At 48.1% G+C, this 13,513-nt stretch carries 12 protein-coding genes and 2 tRNA genes; 12 read left to right on the forward strand and 2 right to left on the reverse strand.

The genetic code is table 11. The features are described from left to right. Positions 1-14 precede the first annotated feature (14 nt). From radA to OEV79_05515, 12 genes are all read left to right on the forward strand, one after another. Positions 15-1,349 carry a DNA repair protein RadA gene (gene radA, locus OEV79_05460; protein ID MDH4210878.1) on the forward strand — a complete coding sequence of 445 codons (1,335 nt, stop codon included), beginning with the start codon at positions 15-17 and terminating at the stop codon, positions 1,347-1,349. Between the two features lie 25 nt (positions 1,350-1,374). Beyond that, positions 1,375-2,004: a hypothetical protein gene (locus OEV79_05465; protein ID MDH4210879.1), complete on the forward strand. Its 630-nt coding sequence runs from the start codon at positions 1,375-1,377 to the stop codon at positions 2,002-2,004. Next, on the forward strand, positions 2,004-3,020 hold the full coding sequence (locus OEV79_05470; GenBank protein MDH4210880.1) for a M20/M25/M40 family metallo-hydrolase: 1,017 nt from the start codon (positions 2,004-2,006) through the stop codon (positions 3,018-3,020). The genes OEV79_05465 and OEV79_05470 overlap by 1 nt, the downstream gene beginning before the upstream one ends. Before the next feature lie 127 nt (positions 3,021-3,147). Next, positions 3,148-4,782 (forward strand): DNA mismatch repair endonuclease MutL, encoded by a 1,635-nt coding sequence (gene mutL / locus OEV79_05475; GenBank protein MDH4210881.1) that lies wholly within the window; start codon positions 3,148-3,150, stop codon positions 4,780-4,782. A gap of 44 nt (positions 4,783-4,826) precedes the next feature. Next, on the forward strand, positions 4,827-6,089 hold the full coding sequence (gene murA / locus OEV79_05480) for a UDP-N-acetylglucosamine 1-carboxyvinyltransferase (GenBank protein MDH4210882.1): 1,263 nt from the start codon (positions 4,827-4,829) through the stop codon (positions 6,087-6,089). Beyond that, a complete protein-coding gene (ispG, locus tag OEV79_05485; protein MDH4210883.1) occupies positions 6,086-7,144 on the forward strand; it encodes a flavodoxin-dependent (E)-4-hydroxy-3-methylbut-2-enyl-diphosphate synthase in 1,059 nt (352 codons plus the stop codon). Before murA ends, ispG begins: the two co-directional genes overlap by 4 nt. After that, positions 7,125-7,730 carry a gamma-glutamyl-gamma-aminobutyrate hydrolase family protein gene (locus OEV79_05490; GenBank protein MDH4210884.1) on the forward strand — a complete coding sequence of 202 codons (606 nt, stop codon included), beginning with the start codon at positions 7,125-7,127 and terminating at the stop codon, positions 7,728-7,730. The genes ispG and OEV79_05490 overlap by 20 nt, the downstream gene beginning before the upstream one ends. A 13-nt stretch (positions 7,731-7,743) precedes the next feature. Next, positions 7,744-8,964, forward strand: a complete 1,221-nt coding sequence (locus OEV79_05495) for a Xaa-Pro peptidase family protein (protein ID MDH4210885.1) — start codon at positions 7,744-7,746, stop codon at positions 8,962-8,964. Further along, the gene (xerD, locus tag OEV79_05500) at positions 8,961-9,851 is read left to right on the forward strand and encodes a site-specific tyrosine recombinase XerD (GenBank protein ID MDH4210886.1); all 891 of its coding nucleotides are present in this window, start codon (positions 8,961-8,963) and stop codon (positions 9,849-9,851) included. Before OEV79_05495 ends, xerD begins: the two co-directional genes overlap by 4 nt. A 133-nt stretch (positions 9,852-9,984) precedes the next feature. Next, positions 9,985-10,056 (forward strand) — tRNA-Gly (locus tag OEV79_05505). Between the two features lie 58 nt (positions 10,057-10,114). Further along, a tRNA-Cys gene (locus tag OEV79_05510) sits at positions 10,115-10,186 on the forward strand. A 99-nt stretch (positions 10,187-10,285) separates the two neighbouring features. After that, the gene (locus OEV79_05515; GenBank protein MDH4210887.1) at positions 10,286-12,088 is read left to right on the forward strand and encodes a hypothetical protein; all 1,803 of its coding nucleotides are present in this window, start codon (positions 10,286-10,288) and stop codon (positions 12,086-12,088) included. An 85-nt stretch (positions 12,089-12,173) separates the two neighbouring features. On the opposite strand, the gene OEV79_05520 is transcribed toward OEV79_05515, so the two are convergent. Both OEV79_05520 and OEV79_05525 read right to left on the reverse strand, forming a co-directional pair. After that, on the reverse strand, positions 12,174-13,157 hold the full coding sequence (locus OEV79_05520) for a hypothetical protein (protein ID MDH4210888.1): 984 nt from the start codon (positions 13,155-13,157) through the stop codon (positions 12,174-12,176). A 21-nt stretch (positions 13,158-13,178) separates the two neighbouring features. Beyond that, positions 13,179-13,463 (reverse strand): hypothetical protein, encoded by a 285-nt coding sequence (locus OEV79_05525; GenBank protein MDH4210889.1) that lies wholly within the window; start codon positions 13,461-13,463, stop codon positions 13,179-13,181. Positions 13,464-13,513 lie beyond the last annotated feature (50 nt).

Genomic DNA, 13,513 nt, shown 5'->3' on the forward strand with positions numbered 1-13,513 from the left:
TCAATTCCCCCCAGATGAAAACACGATTTGTTTGCCAGCATTGTGGCGCTTTTGCACCTAAGTGGTTAGGCAGGTGCCCGGAATGTGGGTCGTATGCCTCAATGGTTGAGGAAATAATCGAAAAAAGAAAAGTAACGGGAAAGGCAAAAGGCGCAGCACCGGTATCTCTGCGTGATATTCCTTTTGCAGAGAAGGATCGAAAGAGCATTGGCATCAAAGAGCTGGACAGGGTACTCGGAGGCGGTCTTGTTAAGGGTTCGTTGGTCTTGCTTGGTGGTGATCCTGGCATCGGGAAATCCACGTTGATGCTTCAAATTTCGTCACTCATAGCGCGGAAAAAGGGCCGTGTCCTGTATGCCAGTGGTGAAGAATCGCCGTACCAGATCCGGATGCGGGCCGAGCGGTTAGGAAGTGTTGATGCAGCAATAGATCTGCTCTCGGAGACCGATTTGGATTCCATAATTGAATCTGCGCGCAAATGCGATCCAGAACTTCTGGTGATCGATTCAATACAGACTACATACAAGACAGGGCTTGCTTCGGCTCCAGGTTCAGTAGCTCAGGTACGGGAGTGCGGCGGTGATTTGATGCGGTTTGCCAAGGAGAGAGAAATAACAACAGTTTTGATAGGTCATGTAACAAAATATGGTGTAATTGCCGGTCCCAAGACGCTAGAGCATATTGTAGATACCGTCCTTTATTTCGAGGGTGATAAAGGCCAGCAATACCGTATCCTGAGGGCAATAAAGAATCGTTTTGGCTCGACAAATGAAATCGGTGTATTCGAGATGACCGAACAGGGGTTAAACGAAGTGGTTAACCCATCCAGTCTTTTCATATCCGAATCGGTCGCATCGGGTTCTGCAGTAACATCGGTCATGGAAGGTACGAGGCCTCTGTTGGTCGAAGTGCAAGCACTGACCAGCCCGGCGTCTTTCAACTATCCCCAGCGCGTGGCGACGGGTATTGACTACAAAAGGTTGGCAATGCTTCTTGCGGTATTGGAGAGACGCGTGGGCATTGGTGTGCACGGTATGGACTGTTTTGTTAACGCTGTTGGCGGCATCAAGATTAACGAACCCGGATGCGATCTCGGTCTCATTCTTGCCATTGCTTCTTCGGTGAAAAACAAAGTCATTGAAAAGGGTACTCTGGTAATAGGCGAGGTGGGTCTTGGCGGTGAAGTGAGAGCGGTCTATGGGGTTGAATCAAGGTTGAAAGAAGCTGAGAAGCTGGGTTTTAAGGTCGGTATCATTCCCGAGAAAAACAAACATGGTTCAGGAAACTTCAATATGAAACTTGTGGGTGTTAGTGATGTGAAAGAGGCTGTGAGAATTGCGTTGGTTTGAAGCTTATTATTGAGTAGGAGGAAAAATGCTTTTTTTTAAGCGCGAGAACAAATATGTCCTGGATTCTTCAAGCATTCTTGATGGCAGGATAGTTCAACTGTTCAGCAAAAGATTCTTTGAGGGTAGAATTATTGTTCCTCAGCTTGTGCATGATATCGTGCAGAAGGCAAGCGGTCCCAATTTTGAGAAGGTATTCAATTCATTGGCAAGCAACGTGCCCATCGAATATGTATTGGATAAAGGTAATGGGTTGATTGAAGAGATTTGCGTTCTTAGCATCGCCAGTAAGAAAAAGGCGAAGGTATTCACAGCATCTGATGAACTCTGCAGGCATGCAAAATCCTATCCTTTGGTCAGGGTGATCGATATAAGAGATCTTTATCGGACCCTAACCCCCATATTTATTCCCGGTCGTCTGATCGCGGTCAGAGTCCTCAAAAAAGGTTTGCGAGCCAACGAAGGCGTCGGTTACATAGAAGGAGTTAAGATTGTGGTTGAGAATTCGGCCAAGTATGTGAACCAGGTCGTTAATGCCCGTGTGCAAACGATGATCACGTCGGACAAAGGTAGTTTGGTTTTTTGCAGCATCGAAGAGGATCCATCAAAAAAGATGGTGCAGGGGCGGGACGACTCTTCACTCGGGGGACCTCGGTAATGGAGTATCTTGACGGGTTGCTCGAGAAGTTGACCCTGGCCATTGGCGTCGGCTATGGGGGAGATATTTCTGATGTGATCCTTCAGTGCCTCGATGCTGAAAATATCCCCGCGGTACTGGAAAAAGACGGCAGTGTCAGTGCCCACCTGAAAGGTGGAGGAAAACGTGGTGTTATGCTGGCGTGTCATGCAGATGAGATAGGATATATGGTGTCGAGGATCGATGTGGAAGGGCGTATATTTCTAAGCGAGATAGGAGGTACCGATGCGCGGATCCTTCCGGGGCAGGAAGTGATAGTCACGGGTAAGAGGAGGCTGAGCGGTTACATTGCCGCAAAACCCCCGCATCTTCTCTCGAAGGAGGACCGTGAGAAAGCCCCTCGTCTCGAGGATTTATTTGTTGATACTGGACTGGCGCCTTCGGTAGTAAAGACGGATGTTCGAATAGGTGATTATGTTACGTTTGCCGGCCTGTACGGGAAATTGCCGGGCGATCTGCGGACGGTAAAAGCGCTGGACAACCGAGCGAGTGTTGCTTGCGGCATTTTGGTACTCAAGGAGTTGGCAAAGAAGAGAAGCGGTATCGACGTGTATTTTGTTGCCACCAGCCAGGAAGAATACACGGGGCTGGGAGCGAGGATTCATGCTTACCGCCTGCCGATTGAATACGGTATTGTCGTTGATGTCTCTCATGCAGAACATCCAGACCTGAAAGATTATGAATATTTTCCATTGAACAGCGGTCCTACTATACTGCGGGGCGCTACGATACCTGCAGGTCTCTTCGAGCGGCTTACGAAAACGGCAAATAAATTGAAGATACCATATCAGATAGAGGCAGTACCAAGCGTGACCGGTACTGATGCAGATGATATCGCGTTCAATCGCGATGGCATACCTACATGCGTTTTGAATATACCATTGCGTTATATGCATACGCCGATTGAAGTAGTATCCTTGAAGGATATTGAACGGACCGCCACATTGATTACACAATTCATAAGAGGGTTCAATTAATGTACGCTTCGTGATGTGAAATGGTTGTGAAGGAAACGGGCTTAGTCCATATCATGCTGGACTAAGCCTTTTTTTTGGGTGAGTCGTCCATTTCTTGACTTTGTCACTATCTTCTATAGAATAGAAAATGGCCAAGATTAGAATCCTTTCCGCTGATGTACGCGATAAGATCGCGGCCGGCGAGGTCATTACGCGGCCAGTTTCAGTGGTGAAAGAATTAGTCGAGAACGCTTTGGATGCCAGTGCCAGGAAAATCGAAATCGAAATCAGTGATGGCGGTAAAACAAAATGTCTGGTCAATGATGACGGATCCGGCATGGGCAGAGAGGATGCGCAGCTCGCGCTTGAAAGGTATGCAACAAGCAAGATTGGATCACTGGATGATATGGAGCGCGTCAGGACATATGGTTTTCGAGGGGAAGCACTCGCAAGTATTGTTCAGGTCTCGAAATTCGAGATAGAAACGTCCGATGGTTTGGTGGGAACCAAGATCATTGCCGAAGGGGGGTTGATAAAGCGTATCCTCGATTCAGAAAGGCCCCAGGGAACAAGGATAAAGATTGCCGACCTCTTTTTCAATTTACCCCCTCGGTTGAAATTCATGAAGTCTGCAACGTGGGAACGGCGTTTGATTGCCGATTTGATAAGTAGCTATGCAGTTATTTCTCCGGATATATCATTCTATCTTGGGGACGATGGCCGAGCGATACTGAACGTGACCGGAGTAAATTCCACCCTCCAGAGAGTCAAAACCCTATTCCCGAGAAGAATATCCGATTCCTTGGTTGAAGTTGATTTCCAAATTGGGGCTACACACATTGCCGGTGTAGTATCGCTACCTGGCATGACTGAAAAACATCAGCTTAAATATATATATGTGAATTCAAGGCCTGTGAAGTATCCTCGCATCTATCGTTCATTGATCGAGTTATACCAGGACCCTCAATATCCGCCTGCTTTCGCGGTGAACATCATGGTTGACCCCAAGTCTGTTGACGCGAATGTTCATCCAACAAAGAATGAAGTCAAGTTGAGTGACGAACGGTACATAGTGGATCTGCTATGCCAGGTGGTCAGGCGTGCGATATACAAGAAACCGATGAGCGTGGAGTACGACAGTACTGAGCAGAAAGGTAGCCCTGCATTGGTTACAAAAGGATTTGTTCAAGATACTATTTTGCCTTATGGCGAAGGACAGAGATTCGAAGCCGGCCGAACGACTGAAGAATTTTGGCAGCTCCACGAGACTTATATACTAGCCCAGACCAAATCCGGCATGATCATTGTCGATCAACACGTGGCTCATGAACGTATCATCTATGAGTCCATAATGCGGGGAAAGGTGCAGTCGCAGCGCCTTCTTTTTCCTATTACGATAGACCTTACTCCAGAAGAGTACAGGATCTATGAAAAGACGAAGCATGCCCTCACCGATATGGGCATTGAATTCAAAGAGTTCTCAAGTCGCACAATTGTCATCGACAGCCTACCATCAGATGCACACATAAATCGCGAGGAGATCGCGGGTATTTTTGGGGAGCTTAGTTCAATAGGCGACCTGATCAAAGAAAAGGCGGAAATCGCCCGCGTTGTCGCATGCCGTGGTGCGATCAAAGCAGGGCAGAGACTTTCGTCTGTCGAAATGCAATCATTGATAGATCGGCTGTTCGCTACGGAGAATCCCTATACATGTCCTCACGGTCGTCCGATCGTATTAAGGTGGACGATAGAAGAACTGGCACACAAGTTTGGACGAGGGTGAACGTTTTACATTGACAGCAGATACAATTTCCGTATAATCATCCGATGGCAAGATTTTTCATCGAGGGAGGTAAACGACTCTCGGGTGAAGTTAACGTATCCGGTGCCAAGAATTCAGCTTTGCCAATAATCGCGGCTACGCTTCTGACTGACAAAAAAGTAACACTGAAAAATATACCTGATGTCTTTGATGTCCGAACCATGCTTGAGCTGGTGACTCATCTTGGGGCGCGTGTCGAATTCAGAAGAAACACTCTAGTAATACATACACCGAGGGTAAGGCGGTTGGAGGCGCCGTATGACATCGTTACTAGAATGCGCGCATCATACTACGTCCTGGGGGCATTGATTGCGCGCGAGAAGAAAGCCATTGTGGCAATGCCTGGTGGTTGTGCGATAGGCCCGAGGCCAATTGACCTGCACATCAAAGGTTTCAATACCCTTGGTACGAAGATCGCTATCGCCGATGGATATATCAATGCGGATGCGCGCAACCTTCGCGGGCAGAACGTAGATCTGCAGGGACCGAAAGGCACTTCAGTTGGTGCTACCATCAATGTTATGCTGGCTGCAAGCGGCGCACGGGGGAAAACAGTCATAAGCCCGGCTGCGGCCGAACCTGAAGTGATCGACGTTGCGAATTTTCTCAAAACACTGGGTGTTGAGATTGATGGACAGGGGAGTCATGAAATAACGATAAGGGGCTGTGACTGTTTCAATAGCGGGGTCGAGTACAAGATCATCCCCGACCGTATTGAAGCGGGAACGTTTGCCGTCGCTGCGGCGATAACCCGGAGTAATATATTGATAAAACGAGCAGTTCCTGAACATATGACGAGTTTCCTTGAGAAGCTGCGCGAGATTGGCTTAGTTGTGAGAGAAACAGATGATGGCATCGCAATAAACGGTGGTGGGCAGAGAAAAGCCACGAATATCTTTGTCGCACCGTACCCCGGGTTTCCAACTGACATGCAGGCACAATTCATGGCTCTGCTGTCGACAGTTCCTGGTACAAGTACGATCAAGGAATCGATATTCGAGAATCGTTTCATGCAGGCTATCGAGTTGATGCGAATGGGTGCGAATATCACTATTGAGGGTGACACTGCTGTTATCAAAGGAGTAAGAAAGCTTTCTGGTACGCAACTCATGGCATCAGATCTCCGTGCATCCTCGGCACTCGTGTTGGCCGGACTTGCGGCCGAGGGGACCACCGTGGTTAGACGGATATACCATCTTGATCGCGGCTATGAAAAATTCGAAGTGAAATTGCGCAGACTTGGTGCAAGCATACGTCGTGGAAGATGAAGGAAAAACAGAAGAAAATTGTGCGCATTGGTAGCGTGAAGATCGGAGGTGGATATCCAATTGCGGTACAGTCGATGACCAAGACCAAAACGGCTGATATTGCTAAAACCGTTAACCAGATCAGACGGCTGCAGAGGGCTGGTTGTGAGTTGATTCGCTGCGCAGTTGTTAGCCGTGATGATGTCGCGGCACTGAGACAGATCAAGAATTCTGTGACTATCCCGGTGATTGCGGATATACATTTCGATTACCGCTTGGCCCTGGGCGCGATCAAAGCCGGGGTCGACAAGATAAGAATAAACCCGGGTAACATCGGTGACCGTTGGAAAGTAGACGAGATCATCAGGCACGCTAAGGCGAGTGACATTCCAATCAGAATAGGTGTCAACTCGGGCTCGCTGCCTAAAGAGATACTGGCGAAGCATCAACATCCGACCGTCGATGCTATCGTCGATTCGGTAAGAGCGGCAACGGGAGTTTTCATAGAGAATGATTTCACCCAAATTGTTATCTCCGCGAAAGGTGTTGATGTGCGTGAGACGATTGAGGTATATAGAATATTGAACGAGCAGTTTGCTTTTCCACTTCATATAGGCATTACGGAAGCCGGATTGCCGTTATGGGGAGCGGTCAAAAGCGCGGTGGGTTTGGGCATTCTTCTCTATCATGGTATCGGTGATACAATAAGGGTGTCTTTGACTGCCGACCCCGTGCGCGAAGTCGTTGCAGCCTATGTTGTACTTAGCGCGCTGGGAATAAGACATAGAGGTCCGATTCTTGTCAGCTGCCCGATGTGTGGTCGATGCGAGGTGGACATGGAGCATATTGCCCGTGATGTTGAGAGACGCTTGAAAAAGTACGGTTCTTTTATGAAGGTAGCGGTCATGGGTTGCGTTGTTAATGGCCCTGGCGAAGCTCGTGAGGCTGATTTCGGCATTGCATGTGGTAAGGGAATCGGTGCCGTTTTTGCGAAGGGGAAGGAGATCCGACGCGTGAAAGAAAGCAAACTTGTTGAAACACTCTTTGAGGTTATCGATGAGAACATTGATAATTGACAACTATCTTCCGAACTCGCCGCAAGTCGAGAATTTGTATAACGTTCTAAAGGATATAACAGTGCATACCGTCGAGATCAAAGATTATTCTGCAATTCCTCCGGGAGAAGAATTCAAACTCTACGATGTGATCGTTCTGTCGGGTTCGCAGCGTAAGCTTGCCGAGCCTGGTATCATGGATACTTACGCTTACGAAGTAGATTTCATCAGGTCGACTGAAAAACCCATGCTGGGCATATGCTTTGGTCACCAGCTTCTGTCGATGGCGTTCGGAGCGGAAGTCATTGATATGGGGATGAAGGTAGAGGGTTATTACATGGTGGAACGAACGAGTGACAACGAAATCTTTGAGGGTCTGCCAACAAAATTTCTCGTGCTTGAATCACACGAGGAAATGGTGGTCGATGTGCCGTTTGACTTTGAACTACTCGCCGGTTCTCCGAATTGTCCGATCGAAGTGATGAAGAGTGGGAAATCACCGATTTATGGAGTGCAGTTCCACCCGGAAAGATTTGACCAGGAGCACCCGGCGGGTAAGTTGATACTAGAGAATTTCTTCAAGTTAGCAAGTTGGTATACCAAGTAAAGGGGTTGGGACTATGAAGAGGGACATTGATGCATTGATGAAGAAGATGAATGTTGATGCGATATATGCAGAGGGACATGCCAGTCGAGATACAAATATGTACTACTTATTGAACGGAGCGAACATATTCGCGCACTATATTAAGAAACGGGGAAAACCCGCTTACGTCGTTCACGCGCCGATTGAACGAGAAGTTGCGGCAAAATCCGGCCACCGTCTGATCAACATAAACACATATGACCGCCAAAAGTTACTTGAGAAATACAAAGATTTTCAGAAAGCGAATGCGTACTTCATTGCGAAATTGTTCGATGACTTGAAGGTAAAGGGCAGTGTCATATTCTACGGCAATTTTCCTCTGGGGGATGGCTACAAGTACATGAAGCACATACTCAGGTTCAACAAGGACGTGAGATTGCATGATGGTGATGAGAGAGGATTGATTACTTGTGCTCGTTTGACCAAGGGCGAAGAGGAGATTGCACGGATCAGGAGAGTACGCGATGCAGTGATCCGCTCGTTCAATGCAATGTTGGCTACCGCCCGCAAATGCAGTATAAGAAACGGTTTTCTCATGGCGGAGCGCAGGCGTAAACTCTTAATAGGCGATCTCAGGCGTGTTGTCAGACGCGAATTGTTTGCGCATGGCGTCATCGATTCTGGTGGTTTGATCATTGCCCAGGGCCGCGATGCAGGTGTTCCTCATAATAGCGGCCGCGACCGTCAACCGGTTAGAGCCGGGGTGCCGATAGTGTTTGATATTTTCCCGCAGGAGATTGGCGGCGGATATTTCTTTGATTTTACAAGAACCGTATGTTTTGGTTCCGCACCGCAACCTGTGAAAGAGCTTTATAAGACGGTTTCATGTGCTTATGATTATGCGTGTAGCCTGCTGAAAGTAGGAAGTAAAACACGGGACATTGAGCAGAAGGTTTGCGAATTCTTTGAAAGGAAAGGGCATAAGACGTTCTTGAGCAATACTAAGACACAGGTTGGCTACTGCCACTCACTCGGTCATGGTTTGGGCTTGAATATCCACGAAAGTCCTTACTTCAATGTATTCAAGACGAACAAATATCGCATCGAACCGGGTATGGTATTCACGATTGAACCCGGATTGTACTATCCCGAGAAAGGTTATGGCGTAAGGATCGAAGATGTCATTCATGTTACGGAGAAAGGTAAGATCGTTAATTTGACAAAATATCCTCGCAGACTCGTTGTGCCGATTTGACCGAATATAATACAATAATAGCAGATTTCCAGAATCATCTACTCGCGCAGGGTGATGAGTTAGCGACAATGCGTGCGTATCAATACGACCTCAAGCAACTTAATCTTTTCTTGGAACAGGGCGGTAAGCAATTCTCATCGGCCACGGTCCGAGATCTAAGGGCTTTCGTACACTCGCTCTCGGATATGCATCTCAGCGCGGTTTCGATCAACCGCAAGATATCTGCCATCAAAACTTTCTATCGATTCTTGCTGCAGAACAAAACTGTGTGTGAGAATCCTGCGGAGGAACTGGAATTGCTGAAAACAAGGCGCAAACTTCCGCTTGTCCTTTCGGTGGATGAAGTCAGTGCTATCGTAGAAGCGGCTAGCAAGAAGACTCCGCTCGGGCTGCGAGATCGGGTATGCCTGGAGTTGTTATACTCTTCTGGCTTGAGGATTTCCGAATTACTTTCTTTAAAGCTCAGTGATGTGCAATTGAATGAGAGACTACTCAGTGTTATCGGTAAGGGCAACAAGCAGCGTCTTGTGCCTTTCGGCAACAAGGCCAGGGTGGCGGTCGACGATTATCTCCTTGCTGGCAGGCCTTCCATTCTTAAGAACAAAACATCTTCCGTTTTTATCCTCAACGCGCGCGGCAGAAAACTGTCACGCATGGGTTTTCTGAAGATTTTGCGGGGCTATTGGGTCATGTCCGGGGTCAGGAAGAGAGTAACACCCCATACGTTTCGCCACTCGTTCGCCACCCACCTCCTGGAAGGAGGCGCCGACCTGCGGGTCGTACAAGAGCTATTGGGTCATGCCGACATCTCGACAACACAGATATATACTCATATCGACCGAGAGTACTTAAAAGAAGTACACCGTTTGTATCATCCGCGAGCTTAGCGGCGCACCTCGGTCGAATTATCGGTGATTTTCACTTTAGGTGGTAATAATTAGATGTAATTTTGTCTCAAAATCCGTCATTGGACATGCGTTATTGACTTTTCGTGAATAACGAATATACTCTGATTACGATGCGGGAGTAGCTCAGTGGTGGAGCATCACCTTGCCAAGGTGAGGGTCGCGGGTTCAAATCCCGTCTCCCGCTTTTTGAACAAAATCGCGTGCGTTTTCCGTGTACTCATTTTCCTGGCTGCACAGAGTAAGGCGGTATAGCCAAGTAGCAAGGCGGCGGTCTGCAAAACCGCTATTCGCCGGTGCAAATCCGGCTGCCGCCTTTTTTCATTTTGCACATAGCAAATCCTCCCATTAGCAGTTTTCTCTGTTGAATATTGACACCGGATTGTCATCTTGTATAATTGCGAAAAAGGAGGAGTATGGCACTAGTATTATTGTTTCTTCAAATCACTGGCTCGGGGTTTACCGCAACCAACCCTGCAGTCATCCGCGGCGCCGGCGGTCCGGATGCGTACGGCTACCGGTGGATTGATAGTGATACGGTTGCTCCGGGCGCGCCGACTTACAGTTGGATAGATATTTCGACGATCGGCACTCAGGTGGCCGGGCTCGGTGATGACAATGTCGTCGGGCCTTTCGACATAGGGTTCGATTTGCCCTACTATTGGTATACGGTGAATTCTTTCTTCGTAGGTTCAAACGGTTATATCGCGTTTGGCGATAACTTCCTCGAGGCGTCTCCGTTTCCAACAATGCCCAGCACTGCCCGTCCCAATAACGTTCTTGCTCCGTTCATGTCGGATCTCGACTTCAGCGTCGGCTCACCGGCTTGTTACTACTGGACAAATGTTGCGCAGGACACTTTTATTATCGCGTACCACAATGTTCGTTTCTGGAACAGTCCTACAAGCTTGAACACGTTCGAGATCATCCTCTCACGGGCTGATAGCTCGGTTCGCTTTCAGTACGAAACACAGCAAGGCTTGCCGTCGGGTGGCTATGTAGACGGTCTCACTGTCGGCATAGAGAACATTGCCGGTGATGTTGGTCTCCAGTACAATCATGACCAATTGCCAACTTATAACGCAATTCATAACACTCTGGCGATCCTTTTCTATCCGCCCGACAGCACATCGTACGAGGTCCATGATATTGGCATCACAAAGATAATGAATGATGTATCCGGCGGGTTTTTCCTCTACAACGGCGATACCGTGGAATGCTGGGCATTGGTCAAGAATATGGGTAACCAGACCGAAACCGGGGTCAATGTCTATTGCCAGATACGAAATGCAGCTAATACACTCGTCTTTGCCGATACCATGGCAATATCGTCGATCGATCCTGGCGATACTGATTCGTTGGTTTTCGCACCTGGTTGGTCGACTACAACTGATGGTCTCTACCGGATGAAAATAAAATCAATGCTCGGTGATATGGTGCCTAATAATGATTCGATCATGCTTGAATTCCGTGTAGTTACCTATCCTGTTGAACTGATGTATGATATCGGTTTCGCCCACACTGGTTTTGCCTGGAATGGTGTAAATTCCGGCTACGGCATGAGGTTTGTGCCCCCCGTGTATCCGACGAAGATCAACACGGCCAGGTTCAATGTCAATTCGGTCACCGGTACTCCGATCGTAACCGTTCAGATCCTTGACGATGACGGACCCGGCGGTATTCCAGGTACTGTACTTTATGAAACGGCACAGCCGGTGGCTGCAGCGCAATGGTATGATATAGATGTATCCGCACAGAATATCGAGATCACAGATGGGGCTTTTTACATTGGATGCATAACAAATACAGCTTCGGCGCCGTATTTTGGCATGGACACAATGCCGCTATCTGGCCGTCAGACCTGGGAGTACACCGGTGTTTGGGCACCGTATCGGGAGAATGAGACGCACGATGTGTTGATCCGTGCCATGGTCGGTTTTGGTACGGGAATCGATGAGTACGAGTTGCTGCCTGGTGTTAACGCCACTGAGATCGTCGCGCTGCCTAATCCTTTTGCCATAAGGACAGCAATAAACGTGCCGCCATTTCATAATAAGGTTGATATTTACGACGCGGCGGGCAGAAGAGTGCGGACGTTGAGCGCTGAGAATGGTATTGCTTATTGGCATGGCGACAACGATTCAAAACAGAAACTCAGTCAGGGCATCTATTTCGGCGTTGTCGGTGATAAAATGGTTAAGATAATCTTACTGAAGTAGACGGTATATTTACTGATCATCAAGGGGCAAGGCACGCTGAGTGTTTTGCCCCTTTTTTTGTTGTTGTTGGTTGAGTTTGTTCAGATCAGCGGATTTTGATGATCTTGACCTTAGTCTGATTTTCGTCGACCACAAAATAAACGCCAGGTGAAACCGGTTCGTGCTGAATCCGTCTGCCGGATATATCATATATGATTGTATTTCCTTTATTCATGAATTGTTGTAGCGATCCTGCGATAATCGTTGGGCCGGAGTAAATCTTACATGCATGAGGTTCTCGCGATTCGTGAATAAACGTAGGGGTGTCAAGATTTCCAAAGATATCATAGCTATTGATGTTGTACTGCATCCACACTGCCAGGCAATTTTCGGAGCCGATGGCGATATCCGGGCTCGATCGGTCTCCGCTCACGGGGTCGGATATTTTGAAATTCGAACCGAGCAGCTGCCCATCGGTCGAGATCCTTTGCCCGTAGATATCTCCGTTCTGGCTCCACACGGTAAGGAACATATTATCGCCGGTGACTCTCTGCATTGACTGGTAGCCGGGTCCGACTGCGATCGGTATTACATCGTTGATCAATGTCCCGCTGGTGTCGACTATTTGACCGAACACCTCATCACCGGCATAACTTGTTTGTTCATTCCAAACGATCAGATAACGTCCATCGGCGTACGCAATATCCGGAGTGTAATAATGGTTCGTTTGTGATAGTGTTATTTCGAACGCATCACCGATGGGTTGTGCCTGGTCATTCAAAAATCGTCCGAAGACCCCATATGGTTCATCGTACGCATACCACACAGCAAGACAATGTCCATCTCCAAAACTGACGCTCGGATGGTATTCCAGATAGGAATCTTTTCCGAAGAGTATACCTGAATCGAGCACGGCTCCTTGTGTTGTGACTCGTGCGGCCCTGACTTTATGCATTCCGCCGAAATCACCTTCAGACCATACAACAACATAATGTGACCCGTTGAAGACAATGTCAGGCTCCCTTTCGACCCCTATGTCGTTTTTGATAGGCACCGAACTGATCGTATCGAGGTATGGAGTGACACGCACCCCCATTATGTTCCCGGAACTTCAGCAACTGTCACGGAAGACAGCGAGAAAATTCTGTCCATCGAATGATGCTCTGACTCCGTGAGTTGTGACACCGTGGTAAAGAAAACGGCCATCCGTATCAAGCACCGTTCCATCTGGGCGCACGCGCGCAGCGAATATCGAACCCCCAAACGTCAAGTCAGACCAGAACGCGTAGTATGTACTCTCCGCAAAGATAACGCTTGGATAATACTGAAATTCGGTGTGCTGGCAGATGGGAAAATCGGCTGCCAGAAGGATTGGCAATAGATAGTTGGCGATCATGCAAAAATGATTCCGGGAAGCACCATATCGATGGTGCCACGAACCGTGCT

It is taken from the genome of candidate division WOR-3 bacterium (assembly GCA_029858255.1).
In the GTDB taxonomy this organism is placed as follows: domain Bacteria; phylum Hydrothermota; class Tepidihabitantia; order SM23-42; family SM23-42; genus SM23-42.